This window comes from Pandoraea morbifera (genome assembly GCF_902459575.1).
In the GTDB taxonomy this organism is placed as follows: domain Bacteria; phylum Pseudomonadota; class Gammaproteobacteria; order Burkholderiales; family Burkholderiaceae; genus Pandoraea; species Pandoraea morbifera.
In genome coordinates this window covers 34,882-61,471 of sequence record NZ_CABPSD010000015.1, presented here as the reverse complement: position 1 = coordinate 61,471, position 26,590 = coordinate 34,882, and the positions used below count along the sequence as shown (strand labels likewise).

General features: G+C 64.4%; 20 protein-coding genes. 10 read left to right on the top strand and 10 right to left on the bottom strand.

Features of this window, described 5'->3' with window-relative positions; all coding sequences use genetic code 11:
- Positions 1 to 177: 177 nt before the first annotated feature.
- From frc to oxlT, 3 genes are all read right to left on the bottom strand, one after another.
- Positions 178 to 1,428, bottom strand: coding sequence for a formyl-CoA transferase (frc, locus tag PMO31116_RS20120; protein ID WP_150568242.1), 1,251 nt, complete (start codon positions 1,426 to 1,428; stop codon positions 178 to 180).
- 25 nt (positions 1,429 to 1,453) lie between these two features.
- A complete protein-coding gene (oxc, locus tag PMO31116_RS20115; RefSeq protein WP_174971532.1) occupies positions 1,454 to 3,244 on the bottom strand; it encodes an oxalyl-CoA decarboxylase in 1,791 nt (596 codons plus the stop codon).
- A gap of 184 nt (positions 3,245 to 3,428) precedes the next feature.
- A complete protein-coding gene (gene oxlT, locus PMO31116_RS20110; protein WP_150568241.1) occupies positions 3,429 to 4,775 on the bottom strand; it encodes an oxalate/formate MFS antiporter in 1,347 nt (448 codons plus the stop codon).
- Between the two features lie 752 nt (positions 4,776 to 5,527).
- Here oxlT and PMO31116_RS20105 point away from each other — a divergent pair.
- The 7 genes from PMO31116_RS20105 to PMO31116_RS20075 all read left to right on the top strand — a co-directional run bounded on the left by PMO31116_RS20105 (position 5,528) and on the right by PMO31116_RS20075 (position 14,103).
- Positions 5,528 to 6,544 carry a 2-dehydropantoate 2-reductase gene (locus tag PMO31116_RS20105; RefSeq protein ID WP_150568240.1) on the top strand — a complete coding sequence of 339 codons (1,017 nt, stop codon included), beginning with the start codon at positions 5,528 to 5,530 and terminating at the stop codon, positions 6,542 to 6,544.
- A 630-nt stretch (positions 6,545 to 7,174) separates the two neighbouring features.
- Entirely contained in the window at positions 7,175 to 7,393 is a 219-nt protein-coding gene (locus PMO31116_RS20100) for a hypothetical protein (RefSeq protein WP_150568239.1), read from the top strand.
- Positions 7,394 to 7,422: 29 nt separating this feature from the next.
- Entirely contained in the window at positions 7,423 to 8,136 is a 714-nt protein-coding gene (locus PMO31116_RS20095; protein ID WP_039366703.1) for a GntR family transcriptional regulator, read from the top strand.
- Between the two features lie 561 nt (positions 8,137 to 8,697).
- Complete coding sequence (locus PMO31116_RS20090) at positions 8,698 to 9,165, top strand: formate dehydrogenase subunit gamma (RefSeq protein ID WP_150568238.1); 468 nt, start codon at positions 8,698 to 8,700, stop codon at positions 9,163 to 9,165.
- On the top strand, positions 9,162 to 10,754 hold the full coding sequence (locus tag PMO31116_RS20085) for a formate dehydrogenase beta subunit (RefSeq protein WP_150568237.1): 1,593 nt from the start codon (positions 9,162 to 9,164) through the stop codon (positions 10,752 to 10,754). Before PMO31116_RS20090 ends, PMO31116_RS20085 begins: the two co-directional genes overlap by 4 nt.
- Before the next feature lie 13 nt (positions 10,755 to 10,767).
- Positions 10,768 to 13,632: a formate dehydrogenase subunit alpha gene (gene fdhF, locus PMO31116_RS20080; RefSeq protein ID WP_150568236.1), complete on the top strand. Its 2,865-nt coding sequence runs from the start codon at positions 10,768 to 10,770 to the stop codon at positions 13,630 to 13,632.
- Positions 13,633 to 13,869: 237 nt separating this feature from the next.
- On the top strand, positions 13,870 to 14,103 hold the full coding sequence (locus tag PMO31116_RS20075; protein WP_023596929.1) for a formate dehydrogenase subunit delta: 234 nt from the start codon (positions 13,870 to 13,872) through the stop codon (positions 14,101 to 14,103).
- 109 nt (positions 14,104 to 14,212) lie between these two features.
- On the opposite strand, the gene PMO31116_RS20070 is transcribed toward PMO31116_RS20075, so the two are convergent.
- Together PMO31116_RS20070 and PMO31116_RS20065 are read right to left on the bottom strand one after the other, a co-directional pair.
- Positions 14,213 to 15,061: an EamA family transporter gene (locus PMO31116_RS20070; protein ID WP_150568235.1), complete on the bottom strand. Its 849-nt coding sequence runs from the start codon at positions 15,059 to 15,061 to the stop codon at positions 14,213 to 14,215.
- 351 nt (positions 15,062 to 15,412) lie between these two features.
- Positions 15,413 to 15,889, bottom strand: a complete 477-nt coding sequence (locus PMO31116_RS20065) for a hypothetical protein (protein WP_150568234.1) — start codon at positions 15,887 to 15,889, stop codon at positions 15,413 to 15,415.
- A gap of 311 nt (positions 15,890 to 16,200) precedes the next feature.
- Between PMO31116_RS20065 and PMO31116_RS20060 the strand changes: the two genes are divergently transcribed.
- Positions 16,201 to 16,740: an SLOG cluster 4 domain-containing protein gene (locus tag PMO31116_RS20060; protein ID WP_246185401.1), complete on the top strand. Its 540-nt coding sequence runs from the start codon at positions 16,201 to 16,203 to the stop codon at positions 16,738 to 16,740.
- On the opposite strand, the gene PMO31116_RS20055 is transcribed toward PMO31116_RS20060, so the two are convergent.
- The 5 genes from PMO31116_RS20055 to PMO31116_RS20035 form a co-directional block, all read right to left on the bottom strand.
- The gene (locus PMO31116_RS20055; RefSeq protein ID WP_150568233.1) at positions 16,724 to 18,016 is read right to left on the bottom strand and encodes a ShlB/FhaC/HecB family hemolysin secretion/activation protein; all 1,293 of its coding nucleotides are present in this window, start codon (positions 18,014 to 18,016) and stop codon (positions 16,724 to 16,726) included. The genes PMO31116_RS20060 and PMO31116_RS20055 overlap by 17 nt on opposite strands.
- Positions 18,017 to 18,502: 486 nt before the next feature.
- Positions 18,503 to 20,116 (bottom strand): bifunctional aspartate transaminase/aspartate 4-decarboxylase, encoded by a 1,614-nt coding sequence (locus PMO31116_RS20050; protein ID WP_150568232.1) that lies wholly within the window; start codon positions 20,114 to 20,116, stop codon positions 18,503 to 18,505.
- Between the two features lie 135 nt (positions 20,117 to 20,251).
- The gene (gene aspT / locus PMO31116_RS20045) at positions 20,252 to 21,937 is read right to left on the bottom strand and encodes an aspartate-alanine antiporter (RefSeq protein ID WP_150568231.1); all 1,686 of its coding nucleotides are present in this window, start codon (positions 21,935 to 21,937) and stop codon (positions 20,252 to 20,254) included.
- A gap of 182 nt (positions 21,938 to 22,119) precedes the next feature.
- On the bottom strand, positions 22,120 to 23,808 hold the full coding sequence (gene aspT / locus PMO31116_RS20040) for an aspartate-alanine antiporter (protein WP_150568230.1): 1,689 nt from the start codon (positions 23,806 to 23,808) through the stop codon (positions 22,120 to 22,122).
- Between the two features lie 810 nt (positions 23,809 to 24,618).
- Entirely contained in the window at positions 24,619 to 24,951 is a 333-nt protein-coding gene (locus tag PMO31116_RS20035) for a hypothetical protein (protein ID WP_246185400.1), read from the bottom strand.
- 19 nt (positions 24,952 to 24,970) lie between these two features.
- Between PMO31116_RS20035 and PMO31116_RS24145 the strand changes: the two genes are divergently transcribed.
- Positions 24,971 to 25,171, top strand: coding sequence for a hypothetical protein (locus PMO31116_RS24145; protein WP_246185399.1), 201 nt, complete (start codon positions 24,971 to 24,973; stop codon positions 25,169 to 25,171).
- 36 nt (positions 25,172 to 25,207) lie between these two features.
- Positions 25,208 to 26,539 carry an MATE family efflux transporter gene (locus PMO31116_RS20030; protein WP_150568228.1) on the top strand — a complete coding sequence of 444 codons (1,332 nt, stop codon included), beginning with the start codon at positions 25,208 to 25,210 and terminating at the stop codon, positions 26,537 to 26,539.
- Positions 26,540 to 26,590 lie beyond the last annotated feature (51 nt).

The following is a 26,590-nucleotide window of genomic DNA, read 5'->3' as shown; positions in this document are numbered from 1 at the left end:
AAGGACAATCCGGTCCCGAAAATAAAAATGGGTGCGCGCCCCGTTCGGCGCCGCACCCATGAACACGCTTGACCTGTTTGCTTCGCATCCGTCGCACGGCACGCGCCCTCTCCGCCCAAAGGCGGATCCGGCGCGCGCGATGCGACGGATGCGGCGGCGGCGAGCCGCCGCCCGTCGTCAGACGGAACGCGATGCGTGCAGGCTGGCGATCTGATCCTTGCTGTAGCCCAGCTCGGACAGAATCTCGTCGGTGTGCTCACCGAGCAGCGGCGAACCCGTGATTTCCGGCTTCAGACCCGAGAACTTGATCGGGCTGCCGACGGTGAGATACGAGCCACGCTGCTTGTGCGGCACTTCGACGATCGTGCCCGACGCACGCAGCGACGGATCGTTCGCGATTTCCTTCATCGACAGCACCGGTGCGCACGGAATGTCGAACTTGCGCAGGATGTCGACCGCTTCGTACTTCGTCTTGTCGGCCAGCCACGCTTCGATGGTCGCGAAGATATCGAAGATGTGCGGCTGACGAGCTTGCGCGGTGTTGTAGTTCGGATCGTCGATCCATTCCGGCTTGCCGATGGCGCGGCAGATCGGCTCCCACGCGTGGCCCTGAATCGTGAAGTAAATGTACGCGTTCGGGTCCGTCTCCCAGCCCTTGCACTTGAGCACCCAGCCCGGCTGGCCGCCACCGCCGGCGTTGCCGCCACGCGGCACCACGTCGGTGAATTCGCCATGCGGATACTGCGGATACTCTTCGAGGTAGCCGACACGGTCCAGACGCTGCTGGTCGCGCAGCTTCACTCGGCACAGGTTGATAACCGAATCCTGCATCGAGACGGCGACCTTCTGGCCGCGCCCGGTCTGGCCGCGACCGATGAGCGCCGTCAGAATGCCGATGGCCAGGTGCATGCCGGTGTTGCTGTCGCCCAGGGCCGCGGCCGACACCGTCGGGGGGCCGTCCCAGAAGCCGGTCGTCGAGGCGGCGCCACCGGCGCACTGGGCCACGTTCTCGTACACCTTCAGGTCGTCGTAGTGGTGACCGTCCGAGAAGCCCTTGACCGATGCCACGATCAGCTTCGGGTTCAGTTCGTTCAGACGCTCCCACGTGAAGCCCATGCGATCCAGGGCGCCCGGAGCGAAGTTCTCGACGAGCACGTCCGATTCCTTGACCAGCTTCTCGAGCACTTCCTTGCCTTCCGGCGTTTTCGTATCCAGGGTCAACGAGCGCTTGTTGCTGTTGAGCATCGTGAAGTACAAGGCATCGGCGTCGGGGATGTCGCGCAGCTGGTTACGCGTGACGTCGCCCGAACCCGGGCGCTCCACCTTGATCACGTCCGCGCCGAACCACGCCAGCAACTGGGTACAGGCCGGGCCCGCTTGCACGTGCGTGAAGTCGATGATCTTGATGCCTTCGAGGGGTTTGCTCATGTGATGTCTCCTAAATTGACTCGGATTACTTTTTCATCGCCGCGCTTTGCGGATTCAGGTTCGTCAGACGGCCGCTTTCCGTACCGGCGGCCTCGTCGATGACGGCATTGATGAGCGCCGGCTTGCCCGAAGCGATCGACGCCTCGAGTGCCTTCGTCAGTTCTTCCGGCGTGGTGACGTGATAGCCGATGCCGCCGAAGGCCTCGATCATCTTGTCGTAGCGTGCGTCCTTCACGAACACGGTCGGGGCCACGTCCTTGCCGCCCGTCGGGTTCACGTCGGTGCCGCGATAGACGCCGTTGTTATTGAAGATGACGGTGGTGACCGGCAGCTCGTAACGGCAAATCGTCTCGAGCTCCATGCCGCTGAAGCCGAACGCGCTGTCGCCTTCGATGGCCACGACAGGCAGGCCGCTCGTCACGGCCGCGCCGATGGCGAAGCCCATGCCGATGCCCATCACGCCCCACGTACCCGAGTCGAAGCGCTTGCGCGGCTGGTACTGGTCGATGATGCTGCGCGCGTAATCGAGCGTGTTCGCGCCTTCGTTCACCAGGTTGATGTCCGGGTGCTTCTTGAGCACGTCGCGAATGGCACCGAGCGCGCTGTGGAAGTTCATCGGCGACGGGTTCTGCGCCAGCGTGGCCGCCATCTTCGCGAGGTTCTTGTTCTTGCGCTCGGCAATGGCGCCCGTCCACTCTGACGAAGGCTTCGGGAAGCTGGCGTCGATGCCGCCGAGCAGCGCCGAGACGCACGAGCCGATGTCGCCGATCACCGGCGCGGCAATCGCCACGTTGCTGTCGATTTCCGTCGGCGAGATGTCGATCTGCACGAACTTCTTCGGCGCCGAGCCCCAGGTCTTGCCCTTGCCGTGCGCGAGCAGCCAGTTCAGGCGCGCGCCGATCAGCACGACGACGTCGGCCTCTTGCAGCACGAAGGAGCGTGCGGCGGCAGCCGACTGCTCGTGCGTGTCCGGCAGCAGGCCCTTGGCCATCGACATCGGCAGGTACGGAATGCCGGTCTTCTCGATCAGCGCGCGAATGTCGGCGTCGGCCTGTGCATACGAAGCGCCCTTGCCCAGCAGAATCAGCGGACGCTTGGCGCCCTTGATCACGTCGAGTGCGCGTGCCACGGCATCCGGTGCCGGGATCTGGCGCGGTGCGGCGTCGATCACGCGAATGAGCGATTCCTTGGCCTTCTTGGCGTCGATGGTCTGGGCCAGCAGCTTGGCCGGCAGATCCAGATACACGCCGCCCGGACGGCCGGACACGGCAGCACGAATGGCGCGGGCCAGGCCCACACCGATGTCTTCGGCATGCAGCACGCGGTAGGCCGCCTTGCAATACGGCTTGGCCGCATTGAGCTGATCCATTTCCTCGTAGTCGCCCTGCTGCAGGTCGACGATTTCACGTTCGCTCGAACCGCTGATGAGGATCATCGGGAAGCAGTTCGTCGTGGCGTTGGCAAGTGCCGTCAGGCCATTCAGGAAGCCCGGTGCAGACACCGTCAGGCAGATACCCGGCTTCTGCGTCATGTAGCCGGCGATGGCCGCGGCATGGCCCGCATGCTGTTCGTGGCGGAAGCCGATGAAGCGCATGCCTTCGGCTTGTGCAAGACGGGCAAGGTCCGTGATGGGAATCCCCACCAGACCGAAGATGGTGTCGATGTCGTTCGCTTTGAGAGCATCGATGACCAGATGGAAGCCATCGGTCGTTTCTGCCTCGGACACGATGTTCGCGTGTCGGCTACTGTCTTTGAGCGTGTCGCCCGCGGTGTGGTTTTCCGCCTTGCCGACTGGCACGGTCATCGCAATGGACATAATTCTCTCCTCCAATTTTTCCGGTTTCAGTGTTGCGTCGTCTTGTCTGACGATTAGTGGGTGTTCCTGTCCAACTTCTCTACTTGCTCATCCGGTCGTGCAACCGGGCCCGCGAGGACTCGGATTGCACGCCGGTCAAACATTTCGCTAATCCATTCAGCCAGGCTGCTTCTCGATGCCTTGCTTACGTGGTGCTGCGGCTCAGGTCCGCGGGCTTCACGATCGTCTCGCCGGATTGCTCCCGGTAGTCGTTGGCGTAACGCTGTGCCAGACGAGCCCGCATCGGCTTGAGTACGAACAGGGCAAGGAAGGCGGCAAAGGCATTCATCGCGCAAGCGATCATGAACACGGCCTGCCAGCTCCCGGTCGACGTGGTGATGATGCTCGAGAAGGGCACCAGCAAAGCGGCGGTCCCCTTCGCGGTGTACAGCATCCCCGCGTTGGTCGCGGCGTACTTCGAGCCGTACGTGTCGGCGCACGTTGCCGGGAACAGGCTATAGATTTCGCCCCAGGCAAAGAACACCAGACCGGTCAGGATCACGAAGGCCACCGGGTGCTGGCCGAACTTCGCCAGCGCGTAGATCCCCGCGGCTTCCATCGCGAAGGCGATGAACATCGTGTTTTCACGCCCGATCTTGTCCGAGATCCAGCCGAACACCGGACGCGTCACCCCGTTGAGCACACGGTCGATGGCCAGTGCGAAGGTGAGTGCGGGCAGCGTGAGGCCGAGAATCGACACCGGCGCCTGATCGAGACCGTAGTCCTTGGCGATCGGGCCGAGTTGGGCCGTTGCCATCAGACCACCGGCCGCCATCAGCACGAACATCAGGTACATCAGCCAGAACACGGGCGAGCGCATGACTTCCGTCGGCTTGGCGTTGTAGCGCATGGCGCCCGGAGCCAGCTTCTTGAGCGCTTCGATCGATGCCGGCGGGTTGGCGAGCGCCAGACCAAGCACCAGCACGATGATCCCCTGCCCCAGACCGAAGGTCAGGAACGTGTTCTCGTAGCCGCTCGACTTGATCATGTTGGCGATCGGCACGACGGTCAGCGCCGAACCCGCGCCGAAACCGGCAGCCGTCAGGCCCGCGGCGAGACCGCGACGATCCGGGAACCACTTCAGCGCGTTGCCCACGCAGGTGCCATACACCGCACCGGCGCCGACACCGCCGACCGCCGCCGCGAAATACAGCATCGGCAGCGACGACGCATAGGCGTTCAAGACCCATGCCACGCCGCACAGCAAACCACCGCCTACCACGACCGGGCGCGGGCCAAACTTGTCGACCAGATACCCTTCGATCGGCACGAGCCAGGTTTCGGTCACGACGAAGATCGTGAATGCCACCTGAATGGCCGTGCGGCCCCAGTGATACTTCTCGTCGATCGGGTTGACGAACAGCGTCCACCCGTACTGCAGGTTGGCGATCATCGCCATGCAAATCACGCCGAACACGAGCTGAACCCAAGGGCTCGCGAACACGGATTGCTTACCGTGTTGATTAGTCGTCTCCACTTGTACCTCCTCCATCGGTTTCCAGTTGTTTGGCAGCTTCACAACAACAACACCTTCCGGATGGGGTCTGTGCCCCCTGGGTATGCTTTACGAGGTCTTTGCCTCGTCGACTTGTCTCTGATGCTTACGGGCGTCCATTGCATTTTCCCGTAAATATACCGAACGAAATATACGATATATCAGATATAAGTCAACACTAATTTATTGCTGTCCTCGTTTTTCTCCTCGCGTGCCGAAGTCGTTTTCGTCCATTGCATCGACAACAACTCCGGCACGCGAGGCACTGTTCTAAGTGGCGGCTAGATACAGTAACGCCACTGTAGGACGAAGCGCCGCAACAACGCAATGCGAAAACACTAAGGAGTTAACCCGATCCCAGGAGCTTGCCAAACAAGGCGCTCCGCCCTTTTATATCGGGCTCCTTGGCAATTTTTAAAACCAGCACAAGACGATATTTTTGATAATTTAACTCACAAGAGTGCGTGTGCGCCCCCTCTTCGTCCTCTCTGTAACACACCGTAATAATTCACTCATTCGACGCCAGGCGCGAATCGATGCCCCCGTTTCATTGCCGTTGGGCTCACAGATCGACTGCCCCGTTTCTCGGCCGTCTGCGGGGAAACCATGAGGGCATTTCGCCCGCAGACGCTTGGCGCTACCCTTCTTGTGATATACGATATACAACATTTGGTATTAGTAAAAACTAGAAGAACAAACGGCCCATACCAGGCCCCAGGTTTCGATTGACCTTTGGAGGGAGAGACTTCATGAAGATTTGCATCTATGGCGCCGGTGCCATCGGCGGCTATCTGGGCGTGCAACTCGCGCGCGCCGGAGCCGAAGTCAGTCTGGTCGCACGTGGCCCGCATCTTGCGGCCATGCGCGAGAACGGACTCAAGCTGCTGATCGATGGCGAAGAGCGCGTCGCCCAGTTGCGATGCACGGACGATCCGCGAGAGCTGGGCCCGCAGGACTACGTGATCATCGCCCTCAAGGCGCACTCGGTGCCGTCGGTTCTCGACGCGATGCAACCGCTGCTGGGCCCGGACACCGCCGTGGTGACCGCCGTCAACGGCATCCCCTACTGGTATTTCTACAAACACGGCGGCGCGCTCGAAGGCACGACGCTCGAGAGCATCGATCCGGGTGGCCGCCAGTGGCGCGAGCTCGGTCCGGAGCGCGCAATCGGCTGCGTCGTCTATCCGGCAACGGAAGTCGTGGCCCCCGGCGTGATTCAGCACGTGTACGGCACGAAGTTCCCGTTGGGCGAAGCCAGTGGCGAGCGTACCGAGCGCGTGGAGAAGCTCTCGCAAATGATGACCGCCGGCGGACTCGATGCGCCGATTCGCGACAACATCCGCGACGAGATCTGGCTCAAGCTCTGGGGCAACCTCTGCTTCAATCCGATTTCCGCCCTCACGCACGGTACGCTGGACATCATCGCCAGCGATCCGGGAACGCGTGCCGTGGCCAAGGCCATGATGCTCGAGGCGAAGGCCATCGGCGACAAGTTCGGCGTGCATTTCCGGGTCGACGTGGAGCGCCGCATCAATGGCGCGGGCGCCGTTGGTGCGCACAAGACGTCGATGCTCCAGGATCTCGAGCGCGGTCGCGCCATGGAAATCGATCCGCTCGTGTCGGTCGTGCAGGAGATGGGCCGACTGGCGAACGTGCCGACGCCAACGCTCGACGTGGTGCTCGCCCTGATCAAGCAGCGTGAATTCATGACGCAACCCGATGCGGTCGCCGCCGCGCAGGAGCGTCTTGCCGCCAAGGCCGCCTGACGATGACCCGGGGCAACCGACGCGCGTTGCTTAATTGAAACATTTTGCGGGCGGGACGCCGATCGCTTCCCGCTCGCACTGCCTATATATATAGGCGGCACAGCGGATGCGAGCGGCGGCGTGGGATGCCGTGCCGCGCGCCCGCGCCCGTTGCCCGCAATCGCCGACATGCGCCGCCGCCGGGTACCGGTCGCGGCCGATTTTTTGCCTGACCGATGGCGTCGCACCTCACGATCGGACCATCGTCGACACGGTGGACGCGAACGATAAGTGGGACACGCGGATGTGGCTTCGCGGCAACGCAATAACGCAGGTTGGCATCACCCCGAACGTTTCGCCTCCCCCGAAGGGAACCGTGCGCGAGCATCGCGTCCCGAAATTTGCACTAACGCAAGCCGGACGGACATCCAAGGAGGTTCACAGCCATTATCGAGTCACTGATGACTATCGGAAAAAGAGACAAATTTGGACGGCAGGAACGTCCGGTGACCTGAAGAACGTCCCGAAAAATGATGAATTTTGATATTCGGTATGTGGTATATCTTGAGACTTGTTGCGTTGCGACATACAATGCAAAGCAGGTTCTCCCCCACTTTGGCTTACCGTTCAACGTTCATCAGGAGCTTCATCATGTTGGTCACTGCACTTACTCTGCTTGCCTTGGCTTCCGCCCTCGCCGCCGGTGTCGCGATGGTTCACCTCTTCGTCGCGCTGCCGGCCTCGATGCTCGAAAAGGCCGAAACCAACGGTCGTTTCGCGTACCTGCCGGAAACCACGCAGGCAAACGAATCGGGTAAACTCGTCACGAAGCCGGCAACTATCGTGGGGCAGCAAGCATTGCGCCTCTGAAGGGGCCGTAATACCTAGGAGACTATTGCATGTCCCTGATCACCCCAACTCCGGCACGCGTGACTCCGCTCGTGCTGGAGCCGATCGATACGACCACGAGCTTTCGCAATCAGGCGTATGCGCTGCTGAAAAAAGCGATCGCCGATGCCGATATCTATAACCAGAAAGAAGAAATTCGCCTGGATGAGCGCCAGCTCATCCAGGTGCTCGGCGTTTCGCGCACCCCGATTCGCGAAGCCATGACGTTGCTGGAGCAGGAAGGCTTCCTGCGCACGGTGCCGCGACGAGGCATCTTCATCATCCGCAAGACCAAGCGCGAAATCGTCGAAATGATTCAGATGTGGGCCGCCCTGGAAGGCATGTCCGCGAGGCTGGCCACGCTGCACGCGAGCGACGAGGAGATCGCCAAGCTGCGCCATCTCTTCGACGAGTTCGTGAACGCGCCGCCGACGGACCACATTGAAGAGTATTCCGACGCGAACATCGACTTCCACCAGGCGCTGATCAACCTCGGCGGTTCGCAGGCCATCGCCAACACGATCAAGAACCTGTTCATTCACGTGCGCGCCATTCGCAAAGTGACGATTGCGCAGAATGACCGGGCCGCCCGCTCCATTGTCGACCACCTGAAGATCATCACGGCGCTCGAGAAGCGGGACACCGAACTGGCCGAGAAACTCGCGCGCGATCACACGCTGGGTTTGGCCGCTTTCGTCGAAGAGCACTGCGACTTCCTCGAGTAATGCCGCCGGCGTACAACGCCGCGCATCCGGCGACGTCCGCTCGACAGGAAGCCGGCGACATGCACGTGTCGCCGGCTTTTTCATTCCCGCCTTCCGTCTCCGGCCTTCTGGCCGCGGCCCCGCTTCCCGCCTCGCCCGCCTCCGGAATGTCCAGCGCCCCGACCGCCCTCTCCCGCATTTCCCACCCCCGGTAAGCGGCGCGGCATCGTCAGCCCGCGCATATGCATCACGACGCCGAATTACGGGTAAACGATCCTGCCAAAGCCGGTCCGAATCTATTGCACGTATACCGTATATCATATATCGTGTTTCACATACTGACGCTTCGGCACCGGTACCAAGAGTTGACGAAGTAAGCAACGGGCGAGAGACCGAACCCGTGCGGCATATGGTGGGGGCTATGTGCCGCACGCTCGTCCGGCGCCGCGCTGATCGCTAGACCCGAGCAGCGTCGCCGGATGTGACCATTGGGTCTCTCGCCCCGGGGCAGGACAAGAACAGATAACCCAACACCCTCAGGCACACCGTTCCCCACGGCGTGCCAAACAGGAGACATCAGCCATGCGCGAGGCTTTTTCCGTCGCGACGGTGCAAGCGATTCTGGACGCCCATGCAGCTCAGGAAGGCCCCCTTCTGCCGATCCTCCATGACGTTCAGGAAGCTTTCGGCTTCGTTCCCCCCGATGCCGTGCCCGTCATTGCCAACGCCCTGAACCTGTCCCGCGCCGAAGTGCATGGCGTGATCACGTTCTATCACCACTTCCGCACCAGCCCGCCGCCGCGCCACGTCGTGCAGATTTGCCGCGCCGAGGCGTGCCAGAGCATGGGGGCCGACGCCCTGGTCGCGCATGCCGAACGCGTGCTCGGCTGCACGATGCACAGCCACAGCGGCGATGTTGCGCTGGAGCCGGTGTTCTGTCTGGGCCAGTGCGCCACGTCGCCGGCCATCACGATCGACGACAAGCTGCACGCGCGCGTCACTCCCGAGAAATTCGACCGTCTGGTCGCCCGCGCCAAGGATGCCGTATGAGCCAAGCCACCCCTTCCGCCAAGGCCCCGGTGCGCCTTTATCTCCCGCGTGACTCCGCCGCGCTCGCACTGGGCGCCGACGAAGTCGCCGACGCCATCCGTGCGCAGGCCGCCAAGCGCGGCGTCGAGATCGAACTCGTGCGCAATGGCACGCGCGGCATGCTTTGGCTCGAGCCGCTGCTCGAAGTCGAGACGCCTGCCGGACGCGTTGCCTACGGTCCGGTGGAGGTCGATGACGTCGCCGGCCTGTTCGACGCCAACGTCACCGCCGGCGGCGATCATCCGCTCGCGCTGGGGCTGACCGAAGCGATTCCCTATCTCAAGAAGCAGGAACGCCTGACGTTCGCCCGCGTGGGCGTGACCGATCCGGTTTCTGTCGACGACTACGTCGCCCACGACGGCTACAAGGGACTGCGCAACGCACTCGCCATGGACGGCGGGGCCATCGTCGCGCAAGTCACCGAATCGGGGCTGCGCGGCCGTGGCGGCGCGGCGTTCCCGACCGGCATCAAGTGGAAGACCGTGCTCAACACGCCCGCCGACCAGAAGTACATCGTCTGCAATGCCGACGAGGGGGACTCGGGCACGTTCGCCGATCGCATGCTCATGGAGGGCGATCCGCTCGTGCTCGTCGAGGGCATGACGATTGCCGGCATCGCCGTGGGCGCCACGCGCGGCTATATCTACGTGCGCAGCGAGTATCCGCATTCCATCGAAGTGCTCAATGAGGCGATTGCCAATGCCGTGAGCGCGGGCTACCTCGGCGAGAACATCCTGGGCTCGGGCCAGACCTTCCATCTCGAAGTTCGCAAGGCGGCGGGCGCTTACGTTTGCGGCGAGGAAACGGCGCTGCTCGAGAGCCTGGAAGGCAAGCGCGGCGTGGTGCGCGCCAAGCCGCCGCTGCCCGCCATCGAGGGTCTGTTCGGGCGACCGACGGTCATCAACAACGTGATCTCGCTCGCGTCGGTGCCGATCATCATGGATCGCGGCGCCGAATTCTACAAAAACTTCGGCATGGGACGCTCGCGCGGCACACTGCCGATCCAGCTCGCCGGCAACATCAAGTACGGTGGCCTCATCGAAAAGGCCTTCGGCGTGACGCTGCGCGAAATCCTTTACGACTACGGCGGAGGCGCCATCACCGGGCGTCCGCTGCGCGCCGTCCAGGTCGGCGGCCCGCTCGGCTCCTACCTGCCGGAATCGCAATGGGACACGCCGCTCGACTATGAAGCGTTCGCGGCGCTATGGGCAGTGCTCGGACACGGCGGCATCGTGGCCCACGACGATACCGTGGACCTGGCCAAACTCGCGCGTTACGCGATGGAGTTCTGCACCATCGAATCGTGCGGCAAGTGCACGCCGTGCCGTATCGGCTCGACGCGCGGCGTCGAAGTGATGGATCGGATCATCGACGGACGCGACCGTCCGAAGCAAATCAAGTTGCTGCGCGACCTGTGCGACACCATGCTCGCCGGCTCGCTGTGCGCAATGGGCGGCATGACGCCCTACCCCGTGCTGTCCGCGCTGAACCATTTCCCGGAAGACTTCGGCGCGGCCGAACCGTCGAATCTGCCGACCAAGGCCGCCTAGGAGACCGCCCACCATGATGGACCCGATGTTTGAGAAGGATTACGGTACCCCGCGCCGCGAATCGACGCAGGAAGTCACGCTGGAGATCGACGGCGAGCAGGTCACCGTGCCCGCCGGCACCTCGATCATGCGTGCCGCCGCCGAGGGTGGCGTCAACGTTCCGAAGCTGTGCGCCACCGACTCGCTCGAGCCGTTCGGCTCATGCCGCCTGTGCCTCGTGGAAATCGAGGGCCGCCGCGGCTTCCCCGCGTCGTGCACCACGCCGGTCGAGCCCGGCATGAAGGTGCGCACACAATCCCCGAAGCTCCAGGAACTGCGCAAAGGCGTGATGGAGCTGTACATCTCCGATCACCCGCTCGACTGCCTGACCTGCGCCGCCAACGGCGATTGCGAACTGCAGGACATGGCCGGCGTGACCGGTCTGCGCGAGGTGCGCTACGGCTTCGACGGTGCCAATCACTTCGACAGCGAGAAAGACGAGTCGAACCCCTACTTCACCTACGACGCCTCCAAGTGCATCGTCTGCAACCGCTGCGTACGGGCCTGCGAAGAAACCCAGGGCACCTTCGCCCTGACGATCTCGGGTCGCGGCTTCGAAGCGCGCGTGTCGGCGGGGCAGGACCAGCCGTTCATGGAGTCGGAGTGCGTATCGTGCGGCGCCTGCGTGGCCGCCTGCCCGACCGCCACACTCCAGGAGAAGTCCGTCATTCATCTCGGCCAGGCCGAGCACGCCAAGATCACGACCTGCGCCTATTGCGGCGTGGGCTGCTCGTTCAAGGCTGAAATGAAGGGCAATGAGGTTGTGCGCATGGTGCCGCACAAGGACGGTCAGGCCAATGAGGGCCACGCCTGCGTGAAAGGTCGTTTCGCCTGGGGCTACGCCACGCACAAGGACCGCATTCTCACGCCCAAGATTCGCAAGAAGATCACCGATCCGTGGCAGGAAGTGTCGTGGGACGAGGCACTCGACTACGCGGCGTCCGAATTCAAGCGCATTCAGGCCAAGTACGGCCGCGACTCCATCGGCGGCCTGGTGTCCTCGCGCTGCACGAACGAGGAGGACTACCTCGTGCAGAAGCTGGTGCGCGCGGCGTTCGGCAACAACAACGTCGACACCTGCGCACGCGTTTGTCACTCGCCCACCGGCTATGGCCTGAAGGCCACGCTGGGCGAGTCGGCCGGCACGCAGACATTCAAGTCCGTCGAGCATTCAGACGTGATCCTCGTGATGGGTGCGAACCCGACGGATGGTCACCCGGTATTCGGCTCGCGCATGAAGAAGCGTCTGCGTCAGGGCGCCAAGCTGATCGTGATCGACCCGCGTCGCATCGATCTGGTCCAAAGCCCGCACATCAAGGCCGACTACCATCTGCAACTGCGCCCCGGCACCAACGTGGCGATGATCAATGCGCTGGCGCACGTGATCGTCACCGAAGGGCTCATGGCCGACGAATTCATCGCCGAACGCTGCGAAGATCGCGCGTTCAACCAGTGGCGCGACTTCATTGCGCGTGCCGAGAATTCGCCCGAAGCCACCGAAGCGCATACCGGCGTGCCCGCGCATCTCGTGCGCGGCGCCGCACGCCTTTACGCCACCGGCGGCAACGCGGCGATCTACTACGGCCTCGGTGTGACCGAGCACGCGCAGGGGTCGACGACCGTGATCGGCATTGCCAACCTGGCCATGGCCACGGGCAACATCGGCCGCGAAGGCGTGGGCGTGAACCCGTTGCGCGGCCAGAACAACGTGCAGGGCTCGTGCGACATGGGCGCCTTCCCGCACGAATTGCCGGGCTATCGTCACGTGTCGGATTCGACCGCGCGCGCGCTGTTCGAGGCCGAGTGGGGCGTCGAGCTGCAGGCCGAGCCGGGACTGCGGATTCCGAACATGTTCGACGCCGCGCTCGCGGGCACTTTCATGGGCCTGTACTGCCAGGGCGAGGACATCGTGCAGTCGGACCCGAACACGCAACACGTCACGCATGCGCTCGAGCACATGGAGTGCATCGTCGTTCAGGACATCTTCCTGAACGAGACCGCCAAGTATGCGCACGTGCTGCTGCCGGGTTCGTCCTTCCTCGAGAAGGACGGCACGTTTACCAACGCCGAGCGCCGCATCTCACGCGTGCGTCAGGTCATGCCGCCTCGCGCCGGTTACGCTGACTGGGAAGTGACGATTCAGCTCGCCAAGCGCCTGGGCTACGAGATGAACTACTCGCACCCGTCCGAGATCATGGACGAGATCGCCCGTCTCACCCCGACGTTTACCGGCGTGAGCTACGAGAAGCTCGATCGCGTGGGCAGCGTCCAGTGGCCTTGCAACGAGAACGCGCCCGACGGCACACCCGTCATGCACATCGACGAGTTCGTGCGCGGCAAGGGCAAGTTCCTGATCACGCAGTACGTGCCGACCGACGAGAAGGTGACCAGGCGCTTCCCGCTGATCCTCACGACCGGCCGAATCCTGTCCCAGTACAACGTGGGAGCGCAGACCCGTCGTACGGCCAACAACCACTGGCACGACGAGGACCGACTCGAGATCCATCCGCACGATGCCGAGGAGCGCGGCGTGAAGGATGGCGACTGGGTCGGCATCCAGAGCCGGGCGGGCGAGACGGTACTGCGCGCCGTGGTGAGCGATCGCATGCAGCCGGGCGTGGTGTACACGACATTCCACTTCCCGGAATCGGGGGCGAACGTGATTACCACCGACAACTCCGACTGGGCGACGAATTGCCCAGAGTACAAGGTCACGGCGGTGCAGGTCACGCCGGTGGCGCAGCCGTCGGAATGGCAACGCCAGTACTCGGACTTCAATCGCCAGCAGGAAGCGTTCCTCGATCACGCTGTCGCAGCGGCGCAAGCCGGTACCAACTGAGGCGAGGGCCGCCCGGCAGGGGAACGCCGGGCGGCACGCGGACATGGACAATCCGCGTCCACTGCCGGTAGACGAATCGCGCCGGCGAGCCTCGCCGTCTATTGCCACAGATGGCGCGGCGGACGCGAGATTGGCCATTGGCCACGCCGCGACGCAAGCGCAGCACGCGCAACACCCGGCGCCACTGGCCGGCACGCACCCATCGAACAGAGAACGAATTCAGGGGACAGAAACATCATGGACACCGACAACCTGGTCAAGATGGCCAATCAGATCGGGGACTTTTTCGAGACGATGCCCGATCGCACCGAAGCGCTCGAGAACATCGCCGGACACCTGCGGCGCTTCTGGGCGCCGCGCATGCGCATGACGATTCTCGAACACCTCGAAGCCACCGACGGTCACGGCATGCGTGAAATCGTCGTGGCCGCGATCAACGCACATCGCGCCGAGCTTTGGCCGCGCGGCTGATGCCCGCGCCGCGAGGAACTCACCCGCCCCCCGGCGGCGGGTGAAGGCTTGCGCGCCTGATGCGCCCGATGCATCGGACGTACCGGGCGCACTTGCTGCCGAGGCTGCCCTAGGCGCCCAGCTTGATCAGAATCGCACCGCCAACGACAAGGCTGCATGCCACGATGCGGCGGGTATTGAGCTTTTCGCGCAAGAACAACCAGCCCAGCAAGACCGCGAAGATCGCGCTCGATTCGCGCAACGCCGAGACCACGCCCATCGGCAGGTACTGCAGCGCGAACACCACCATGCCGTAGGCGCACTGCGCAACGATGCCCGCGCCGAGCGCTTCGCTCACGCGGCGTGGCGGGGCGAGCAACATGCCTCGCCATCCGCCGCGCAATCGCCAGACCGCCAGGACGAGTGGCACGCTCGCGAACAAATAGGCCCACGCGATATAGCCGAAGCCGTTGCCGCTCGACAATCGCACACCGAATCCGTCGATGATCGTATAGGTCGCGATGAACACCCCCGTGAGCAGGGCCGCCGGTACGCTGTCGCCCGAGAAGCGACGGCCACGCAACGCCAGCGAGAGAATGCCCATGCAAATGCAGGCGATGCCCGCCATCGCGATCCAGGTCGGCCACTCCCCCGCGAGCAGCAGCGCCGCCCCCGAGATGAGCAGCGGCGAGATGCCGCGCGCGATCGGGTAGATCTGCCCGAACTCGCCGACACGATACGCCCGGATCAGCGCCGCCGTGTAGGCCACCTGCGCGCACGCCGAGAGCACGATGAGCGGCCACACCTGCATCGGGGGCATGGGCAGCCAGCAGATGCCCACCACCGCCGCGATCAACTGGGGCACCGCCATCATGCCCACCTGCCAGAGACGATCGGGACTTGCGTGGAGAAATGCGTTCCAGGTGGCATGCATGAGTGCCGAGAGCAGCACCAGCAGCACGACGGGCGAAGTGGTCATGTCGATGGGAGGTGGCGGGAGCGTGTCGGAAAACGCACGGCAGCGTAGAGCTCCGGCACGGGGGAAAACGGCCATTGTCGCAGCGGCCAGGTTTTCGACATAGAGCCAACAGGGCGGATTCCCACGGAGCCAGACACCCCTGGAGGCCAGGGCACGCAAAAGTTGTCCACACCCTTTGTGGATAACCCACTGGATAACCTGCCACCACCTTTCCGGATGCCCCGTGAACAGGGGCTGTCAAGAGCCTTGCTCAAAAAACGATCAGCACTGGAACAAATATTAGGCTTGACGGTCTGCCCCCTCCCTGCTCAAGCGCCCTCCCCCTGGCTTGCCGACATATCGGCCTCCTGCTTAAGCATTCGGGACCGTTTTGTCGGACGCGGACGAGGCCGTGGGCCGCGATCCGTCGGCCGGCGACTGCGGCACGGCGCGCAATGCGGCAACGACCTGGCTTTGGCCGAGCACGGCGTCCGGCGCCTGCTGCAATGCCAGGCGATAGCGCTCGCCAAACTCGGCGTCGGCGTTGCGGAACAGCTTCGCGGCTTCGTCGGCGAGCGCGATGCCCGCGTCCGCAACCGGCGGCTTCTGCTCCATCCACTCGTCGATCGCGACGATCAGGCGTGAGAGCGGATCGAGCCAGCGGAACCACGGATCTTCCGTGAGCAACTGCACGAAACGCCCCGTCGGCACCGGTCCGAATACTGCTTCGTATTGCTGACGATCGTTGTCGATGAGCACCTTGTGTTGTGCAAGCAGCGCGCCGCGAAGCGTCTTCATCGCGGCAATCTGGGCGGCATCGGCCGGGAGGGTATCAATCGGTTCGGTCATCTCTCGCCCCTGGAGCGTCAGAAAGTTTAGGAAACGGAATTGGAAAGCGTCTTACACGCAGTTTAGGACTTGGCCCATAGCCAAGCGCCATCAGGATCACGATACTACACGGGTCTCGCACACACCTCGCGAGGCCAGGCTTTCACTTCCCCGTGGGAGGCCTGCTTCCTCAGCCCGCCGACCCGGCGGGTTTTTTTTCGCCCCTCGCGCGCAGACGGCCCGGCGCTCTCATCGGCCTCATCGGCCTCTCCGCCTCATAAGGCAACGCCGATTCGTTTATCATCGGCACCGCTCTCACTCCGCTAACCGCCATGTCCACTGTCCTACGTACGCAAACCGTCGGCGTCATGGGTTCCGGCAAACAGCCGTGGATCGAGCTCGCCGCGCCACTGGGCCGCGCCCTCGCACTGGCCGGTTATCACCTGCTGACCGGCGGCGGCCAGGGCGTGATGGCGAGCGTGAGCGAAGCCTTCTGCGCGGTGCCGCAGCGCGCCGGACGCTGCATCGGCGTCGTGCCGACCGAGCCCACGGGTGACGACGGTACGTACCGCCCACTGCCCGGCTATCCGAATCCGTTCGTCGAAGTTCCCATCGTGAGCCCGTTGCCGCGCCATCGGCCCGATGCGCCTGCGGGGACGCTCTCACGCAATCACATCAACGTGCTCTCGAGCGACGTCATCGTGGCGTTGCCGGGCGCGCACGGCACCCGAGACGAGGTCGGGCTCGCCGTGCGCTTTGGCAAGCCCGTGATTCTCTTCGGGGATACCGAGCACTTCGCGGACATGCCGGCAATGCTCGTGCGAACGACTTCGCTCGATACCGTGATGGCGTTCGTCAGAACGGCACGGTGAGCTTCGCGTCGATCGACTGGAAGCGGTAGGACCACCCGGGCGGGCCGGCCGACGAAGGCATCCACGGGGCGTTCAGCCGCTGCATGACCGACAGGTCGAGCTTCGACGTGCCAAGGTAATGCGTGTGGCTCAGGCCCACCTCGGCATAGCTGTCGTAAGTGTGGATCGCGTTCGGATCCTCGGTGCGGCTTCGGTTGTAGCGCAACTCGATCCCGGTCGTCCCATTGGAGGTGACGTCGAACGCGCGGCGCACGCGCCACTGCAGGGTCTGCGTCTGCGTGGTGCCGTCGGCGACCTGGTCAGTGGCCGCATTGGTCGAACCCCGGATTCCGACAGTCCAGTCCGAATCGAGCGGCACGGAGTAGTTGGCCGTCAGATCGCGGTTCATGGCGTCGCGACGCGCGTTCTGCAAATCCTGGCGCACCGTGGTGTTGAACTGTCCATACATGCCGAGCGGATTTTTCATCAACAGGTTCGCGGTGCCCTGCATCTTGCCCGTGGTGGTCATGCCGCTGTTGTTCACGCCGACGTTGAACTGGTAGGGCTGCTCGTTGAGCACCTGCAGACCGACGGCGCCCTCCCCGCTCGTGCGACTGCGCGTCACGATCAACGGCAATGGTTCGTCGCGCACCACGAGTCCGCGACGCATGAGCATGCGAATGTTGCGATTCGCGAGGCTTTCGTGGCGCGGCATGCCGCGCCAGCACGACGCGCGCGCGAGAAACGCGTTCGGCGGTGCGACGTCAGGCAGCGGTGCAGGCTCGGTCGCTGCCGCGGGTGCCGATGCGGCGTCGATGTCGACGGCGGAAATCGCAGTGCCGTCGGCACTCAACTCCGGCGCGACGGCGAAATCCGCAGCCGGCAGCGGTGGCGAGGCAGGGACAACCGGCGCGGCGCCGTCCGCGAGCGCCGCGCCGGCCACACCTTGCGCGTCCGCTGACGACGCATTGGCGGCCGGCGCTGCAGACGCGGGTTGCGGCGCTTGGGCTATCGCGTCACCGGAAGCGGCGGAAGTTGCGGAAGGCGTGGACGGGGCGGAGGCAGCGGAGGCGGCCGAAGCGGCCGAAGCGGCCGAAGCGGCCGAAGCGGCGGCACGCGACGCCGCCTCGCTGTCGACTGTGGCGGCGACAGCGCCGGGGTCGGCGCCTGCGAACAGCGCGATCGGATCGGTGGCGGCGCCCGGGTCCTGTGTCACCGGCGCTGGCGGTGGCGGGGGCGGCGGAGGCGGCACGAGATACTGAGGCGACAGGCCACGATCCCACAGTCCGTAGGACACGGCATTCTGCTCAGTGAAACAGGGCGGATTGGGATCCGAGAACAAGGATTGTGCGTGCGCGCCCACCGGGAGTCCGGCACTCAGGCACGCGGCCAGCAGGAGGCGACTCCGCACGACCGGCTTTACCGACATTCGACACCTGGAAATCCCGCCCCACGCTGGCGTCGTCCCTCGGCGTTCTGCACCGGTTCCGACACGAGAGGCGATATAGCGACAAGCCGCTATTTTACGTCGATCGCATGTCGCCCTGCCAGTCTGAAAACATCAGAAATTGCCGGGAACTCTTTGTCCCCTTTGCCACTCATACCGCGTGACTTCCCCTGTAGTGATTTTTGCCCGCCCCGCGCGGGCATTTTTATTGAAAAAAGCCCAGGAAGCGATTCCCGGGCAATGGTCGATCGCCATGGAGGGACGATCGAGGGGGCTAACGGATGCCGCGCGGCGCTCGCGCGGCACCGAAATCTTCGGGACGTCGTGCGGCGCGGCCTATTTCTTCTTGCCGGTCTTGCCGCCGCCCGCCAGATACCGTTCGTTGTACTCATCCATGAGCTTGCGCACCGTTGCGCCGATCTGGATGTAGTCGGGCTCGTTGAGGTTGGCGAGCGACACGCGGCCCGATGGGTGCAGCGTGCCGAAACCTCTCCCGGGCAGCAGCACCACGCCACTTTCCTTGGCGAGACGGAACAGCACCTCCGTCGGATCGATCGTCTTCATGAACCAATCCACGAAGCCTTTGCTGTAGATCTTCGTGCCCAATACCTCCAGATCGAGGATGTTGTAGTAGTCGACGGCGTTCGGCCCGGTCTCCTCCGTGATGCCCGCCGCGCGGTACATCGCGGCCTTGCGCCGGCGGATGATGCGCTTGACGGCGTGCTTGTAGGCTTCCGGCTCGTCCATCAGGCAGAACAGCGAGAAGAGCGCCATCTGCACCTGCTGCGGCGTGGACAGCCCCGCGGTGTGATTGAGCGCCACGGCGCGGCTGTCGGCCACCAGGCGGTCGATGAACTTGAGCTTTTCGGGTTCGGTCGTGATCGACGAGTAGCGGGCGTTGAGGCCCTCTCGCTGCGCCTTGGGCAGCTTGGCGATCTTGTCGTCGAGCAGATTCTTCTCGTGGGTGGCGATCGCGCCCAGGCGCCAGCCCGTGGCACCGAAATACTTCGAATAGGAGTAGACGAGAATGGTGTTGTAAGGCGCGATGGCGAACAGCGAGCGGAAATCGTCGGCGAACGTGCCGTACACGTCGTCGGTGAGGATGATGAGATCCGGGCGCTTCTTGACGATGCCGGCCAGATGTTCGAGCGAAGCGTCGTCGAGCTTGACCGAGGGCGGGTTGCTCGGGTTCACCAGGAAGAATGCCTTGATCTTCGGGTCAAGCAGTTTGTCGAGTTCTTTCTTCGAGTACTGCCAGCCCAGCGCCGGATCAGCGTTCAGGTTCACTTCGTGCAACTGATAGTCCGACAATTCCGGAATTTCGATGTACGGCGTGAAGATCGGCATACCCAGCGCGATGGCGTCGCCCGCCTGCAGCAGATGGTTCGTCTTGAGGGTGTTGAACAGATAAGTCATGGCCGCAGTACCGCCTTCGACCGCGAACACGTCGAAGTTGCCCACGAACGGGTGCTTGCCGACCATCTCCCGGCGCAGGTATTTCGCGGCGATCTTCTCGGTGTTGCGAAGCATGCGGTCGGGCACCGGATAGTTGCAGCCGAGAATGCCGTGCACCATCTCCGTGAGGAAGTCTTCGACGACGAGCCCCATCTGGTCGCGGACATACGAGATCACCTTCTCGAGAAACTTCACGCCCGGCGCGTGCTGATTCTCGCGCGCGAAGTCCTGCCAACGGGCTTCGACGCCCTTGCCCGGCGGAATGCCGCCGACGCCTTCGGGCATGTAGGTGAACTGGCGCTGCGCCTCCGACAGGGCGAACAGGCCCAGTTGGAAAAAGCCGTGGCGCGGTTCAAGCGCGAGGAAGTTCGGATTGCCGCGACCGGCGTTCAGCATCGAGCGCTGCGCCCCGTTGTCCTGCGCGAGTTCGATCAGCGTGTCCTTGAATTCGAACGGGCTGAGTTTGGCGAGTGCGTCGAGTTCCTTCGATTTCATAGCGATTTCTCCATGAACAACCAGTAACAACCGATGACGAATCCGTCGCACAGGCCTGACGCTTGCGTCAGGCCGGGGGAAGACGACGGACGATCCGGGTAAATGTCCTCACGACATCCTGTCCTGGGCCCGCCGCTAGGCGAGCGACACGACCAGCGGTCCGAGCAGCGTGAGCAGCACGTTGGCAATGGCATACGTAATGGCGAACGGCACCGTCGGGATGTTGCTCTCGGACTTGTCCAGAATCTCTCCGAACGCGGGATTCGCGCTGCGCGACCCCGACAGTGCGCCGGCCAGAATGGCGACGTTGTCGTAGCGCAGCACGTAGCGCCCGAACAGGTATGTGAGCAGTAGCGGCACGATGGTGACGATGACCCCGGCGATGAAGATCGAGACGCCGCTCTGCTGCAGCGTCTGCCACGCCTGTGCACCCGCCGACAGCCCCACGCAGGTCACGAACGTGGCCAGCCCCAGTTCCTTGAGCAACGAACTCGCCGCAAGCGGCATGGCACCGAACGTCGGGTGCTTGCCGCGCAGCCAGCCGAACACCAGGCCCGAGAGCAGCGCGCCGCCGCCACTGCCGAGCGTGAGCGGAATACCGCCGACCTTGACGACGATGTAGCCGATGAGCAAACCGACCACGATGCCAATGCCCATGTACACGTAGTCGGTCTTCACCGAATAGGCCACCGGATAACCGGCCTCCTCCGCGGCGCGCTGCACGTCGCTGTCGGCGCCGTAAAGGGTCACCACGTCGCCGTGGTACACGACCGTGTCGTCGAGCACGGGCACCGGCTGTCCCATGCGCATGATCTTCGCGATGTACACGCCGTGCTTGACGTCGCGCTCGACGCCGGCCTTGAGTTCGCCGAGCGTCTTGCCATTGCCGCCCTTGCGGGCGAACACCACGTCCTGCATGCGCAGCGCGATATCGAGATCCTGCGACGGGCGCTGCTCGTCGCCGAGCAGGCGCCACGCATCGGTGGCAGCCTCGCGTCGCCCGATGAGCATCACGTCGTCGCCCGCTTCGAGCACCAGATCGTCGGTGGCGATGATGATCTTGCCGTTGCGCCGCAGGCGCTCGATGGTCACGCCGTCGGTCAGTTGCTTCTCGACGTCGATCACGCGCTTGCCCGCGCCGGTCGTCACCCGATACACGCGTCCGACGAGTGCCGGCAGCGAATCGACCTGATCCGCCGACAGCACCGCGCGTCCACCGGCCATCGCAAGCTCGGCCTTCTTTGCGTCTTCCTTGAGCGTGCGACCCATGAGCCTGGGCACAAGCGACGCGCACACGATGATTGCCCCCAGGCTGCCGAAGATGTAAGTCACCGCGTAACCGATGGCCACCTCGGACTGGAGCCGCTTGACTTCCTCGACCGGCAGGCCGAGTCGCGAAATGGCGTCACCCGCCGTGCCGATGATGGCCGATTGCGTGAGTCCGCCCCCGGCCACGCCTGCGGCAAGCCCCTTGTCGAAGCCGAAGAGCTTCGCGCAGATGAGCACTGTGACGAGGCCCGACACCGCGAGGAACACGGCCATCGCGATCTCGCGCAGCGTCTTGCGCGAGAGCGAGCTGAAGAACTGCGGACCGCTCTCGTAGCCCACGGCGTAGATGAACAGCGCGAACATGATGCTCTTCACGCCCGCGTCCACCGAGATGCCGATCTGGGAAACAAAAACGGCGACCAGCAGCGAGCCGCCGACGCCACCCAACTGGAACGAGCCGAATTTGATCGCCCCGATGGCGTACCCGATGGCCAGCGACAGAAAGATCGCGACCTCCGGGACGTGATTGAGAATCGAATGCACGAGTTCCACGACAGAACCTCCGTCAAGAATTGGGGGCGGCGCGCATCGGCCCCGGATCGTGTCCGCGAGGCCGCCGTTTGCCGATGAGTTCTTGCGTCCTTCCCTGCTTGCCGCCACGCACCGGGAGGCAACGACGATGCTTCAGCCGTGCATTCGGCCGTGCATGCAGCCATGCGACATGGGCCGATGCATCAACGCGCGAACTGATGAGCCACGAAGACCACCGCCGGCCCCATGAGCGGCAGCAGCACATTCGACAGGGCATACGTCACCGTGTACCCCACCACCGGCAATGCGCTGTCCGCCGTTTGCACCACCGCGCTGATCGCGGGCGTGCTTGCCTGCTGCCCCGCAATCGCGCCGATCAGGATCGGCCCTTCGATGCGCAACAACTTGTGGCCGACCCAGAGCGACACCAGCGCGGGCACGAGCGAGACGCAGATCCCGATCACCGGCAACGCCAGCCCGTGCTCGCGCAGCAGTACGGCCGCCTGGGGTCCGGCCGACAAGCCGACGCACACCACGAAGACGGCCAGGCCGAGATCCTTGAGCAATTCGTAGGCTGCCGGCGGAAACGTCCCCCACGTCGGACGCCGCGAGAGCAGCCAGCCGCTGGCCAGCCCGCTGAGCAGCGCGCCGCCGCCCGAGCCGAGCGTCATCGGCACGCCGCCGATGCGCACCGACAGATGGCCGATGCACAGACCTGCAATCAACGCGAGGCCCACAAACACGAGACTCGTCTTGTTGCCGTGCGGCACAGGCTTGCCGAGCACCTCGCCCGCGCGATCGACGTCGCTTTGCAGCCCCTGCAAGGTCACGACGTCACCGATCTGCAGTGCAATCTTGCCCAGGGACGGCAATGGCAACCCCATGCGCTTCACCGACTTGACGAAGACGCCGTGGCGCACCTCCACCGGCGCTTCGCGGCGCAATTCGCTGACCGTACGTCCCTCGGCCGCCTTGTTCGTCATGACATAGTCGCGCTCGACGAGTACGATCTCGCTGGTTTGCGTGCCCGCCACTTCCGGGCCCACGAGCGCATGCGCTTCGAGCATGGCGTCACGGCGCCCCACGAGGAGCAGTTCGTCGTCCACCTCCAGCGCGAGCGGCTGGGCCACCGCCACCGCCGACGCGGCGCGCCAGACGCGCTCGACCGCCACCCGCCCCTCGAACGCGCCCTCGACGGCCGCCACGGTCAGGCCGGGATGCGCCACGCGATAGCTGCGCCCAACCAGATCGGGGGCGGCAGGCGCACCGAGCGCATCGCCGTTGTCCTCGTCCATCTCATGTGCGAGCCGCGCACTGTCCTGCTTGAGGTCGATGCCCAGCAACTTCGGCGCCAGCAAATTGGTGAAGAGCACGATAGTGATCAGGCCGAAAACGTAGGTGAGCGTGTAGGCCGTCACCACATTCGCCTGCCAGGTATTGAAATTGTCCGGCGCGAGGCCGAGCCGGTTGAGCGCCTCGATGGCGGTGCCCACCATCGCCGACTCGGTCGCCGCGCCCGCTGCAAGACCGCCGGCCGTGCCTGGATCGAGCCCCAGCAGCTTCACCGCGATCATCACGATGCCGAAAACGAACACCACCTCGATGATGGAGAGCACGCCGAAGCGTAGCCCGCGCAGGTTCAGGTTCTGCACGAACTGAGGCCCGGCGGAAAAGCCCATCGCGAAAATGAAAAGCGCGAACGCGAAATCCTTGAGCGACCCCTCTGCCATGCAGCCGGTCTGTCCGACAAGCAGCGCGACCAGCAACGCACCGCACACGCCACCGAGCTGAATCGGGCCGAGCCTGATGCGCCCGAGCCACTGGCCCAGCACCACACAGACGAACACGGTGATCAACGGCACGGCATCGAACAGCGGAATCGAACACTGCATAAAGGCTCCTGCCTAAGGTGCACGATGGATCCCCGGGGGATCCACAACCGACGACACGACGAGCTTCGCTACGCGACCGACTGACACCGGGCTTCCCGGTGCGGAGCAGGCCAGGGAAAATTCAGAAGACGACAGACCGGATGACACCGGACGAGCGGATCGAGACATCAGGCCGGGATCTCCGGCCTAACCTGCTTGGGCATTGCGCCTCGACGTGAATCCGCCGGGCGATGTTGTGGGAACCACGAGATACTGGAAGAGGAGGCGTGCCCGGCACGGGACACTTCGGTCAAAGCGTACGGCGTTCATAGCGGATCCCAAGGCGTTGAGACAACCCGATAATCGATTACGCTCGCCCCCTCCCGGAAGCCTTCAGGCGATACCTCTCCAGCCGCACGTCACGCAATCCGACACTTTCCGCGCCTGCGCGATGCGCGCGACGGAACATGCCAGTCATAAAAATTACGCGATCTGCGACTGTTCCGCGTTTCGTGGCGACGCGGTGTCGGCATAGTGTTGTTCAACGTTCCGGACGTGTCAATATGTTTCGCGTAACAAGCGCATCTCGTGTGCGTCACGTGCCGCACCTTTCACATTGAATTGGAATACTGACTAAAGTTGCGGCGCCCACATGACGGTGCGGAGACGTCGATGACGGCGCGGCACAGCGGTATCGGGAAGTTCGGTTAGCGGTCGCGGCGCGTCGACCGCAACGGTGAAAAGGCGTCAAACGGGCGACTGGCCGCGACGTCCTGTCACAGTGTTGTCACACTCGAACAGTATTCGCGTCGGAAGCCAGCGGGAGGCACGTCACTCGGGGGCGCGAATTTCGTGGATCGTGCCTGGCCCCCAGCCGCTGCGATCCCACTTGCCGTCGCGCAACGTCCATTCGTGCGCTCCCGTTTCTTCCCAGTGCGGTGCGGTGTAGCGCATGCCGGGACGCCTGGCCTCCATGTGACCGTCGACCCAGTCGTAGCGGCCATCTTTCCATTGCCAGTAGCCCGGTACCCAGAACTGCCCCTTCGGGGCGGCGGGGGGATTCTCGAAGCGCGGCGGCGGCGGGCCTCGCTGCAAGGTCACATCGGCAAGCGCGGGCAGGCTTGCCAGACACAACACGGCCGCCAGCGCGTGACGGCGATGCACGAGCGACGCGGCGGCGCGTATGACGCGCCTCGCCGATGTCGTGAGCGACCGGGACGCGCTGGACGAAGCGGAGGCGGAGCCTGAAGAAGACACGGACGCGGTGGGGAGCGACGCAGACGACATACGCACACGATCAGTGATGGCGGAGAAGTCCTGTATTGTATCGCCCGGACTTTATAATCTGGCGCATGCTCAACCTGCCGCCGCAAGCGGCTTCTGACGGGGCCGCCATGAACGGTCGCCGCATCCACATCCCATGAACCCTGCCCCCGCGGCCGCCGGTCACCGGCAACTGCTTCGCCTGGCGCTGCCGATCGTGCTCGCCAACCTCACCCAGCCCCTGCTCTCGGCCGTGGACACGGCGGTCGCCGGTCATCTGCCGGGCCCGGCCTATCTGGGCGGCGTTGCGCTGGGCGCGCTGCTGCTGAACCTGATCTTCTGGGGATTCTCGTTTCTGCGCATGGGCACCACCGGGCTCGCCGCGCAGGCATTCGGCGCACGCGACGCCCAGGGACTGCGCGACACCCTCGCCCGCGCGCTGACGCTCGCCTTCCTCATCGGCGCGGCGCTGCTTCTGCTGCGTCATCCGCTCGTATCGCTCGGCGTGTCGTGGCTCGGCGGCAGCGAGCAGGTGCAGTCGCTGGCACGCCAATATGCGAGCATCCGTATCGTCGCCGCACCGCTCGCCCTCGGCAACTACGTCGTGCTCGGCTATCTGCTCGCGTGCCAGCGCGTGCGTCAGGGCCTGGCGGTGCAAGTGTTCATCAACCTGGTGAACGTCGCGGCCGTGCTGATCCTGGTGCGCGGCTTCGATCAGGGCGTGGCCGGGATTGCCGCGGCCACGGCGCTGGCCGATGTCCTGGGATTCGCCCTGGGCGCCGGGTTGCTGTGGCGTTCGCGCACCCGCGGGCTGGCGCCGCTGCGTCTGGCCGAGCTCGCCGAGCGCAGCGCCCTGTGGCGTCTGTTGCGCCTGAATGTCGACATCTTCCTCCGTACGCTGTTCCTGCAACTGGCGTTCGCCTGGTTCGCCCGCGTCGGCGCCCGGCTCGGCGACACCACCCTGGCGGCCAACGCCCTGTTGCTGAACTTCCAGACGTTCATGGCCTATGGCCTCGACGGCTTCGCGCATGCGGCCGAGGCGCTGGTCGGCGCCTACGTGGGCGCGCGCGAGCGACAGGCATTGCTGCGCGCGATCCGGCTGTCGCTGGGCTGGGCGCTGGCATGCGCGAGCGGGTTCGCGCTGGTCTATGCCGTGGCGGGCGGGGCGATCATCGACGCCCTCACCGACCAACCGGTCTTGCGCGAGACCGCGCGCGAATTCCTGCCGTGGGCCGTGCTCTCGCCGATCGTTGCCGTGTGGTGCTTTCAACTCGACGGCGTGTTCATCGGCGCGACCCGAACCCGCGAGTTGCTCACATCGTCGCTGGTCGGCTTGCTGGTCTTCGGCGCGGTGATGCCCTTCACGCTCGACATCTGGGGCAATCACGGCCTGTGGGTCGCGCTCATGGCGTTTCTCGCCACGCGCGGCATCGTGCTCGGCGTGCTGCTGCCGCGCATCTGGCGCGGCCTGCCGCATCGGCCCGCCTGACCGGCCACAACGCCGCCGGCGCCACAGCGCAGGTCGGGTGCCGGCAGGCGG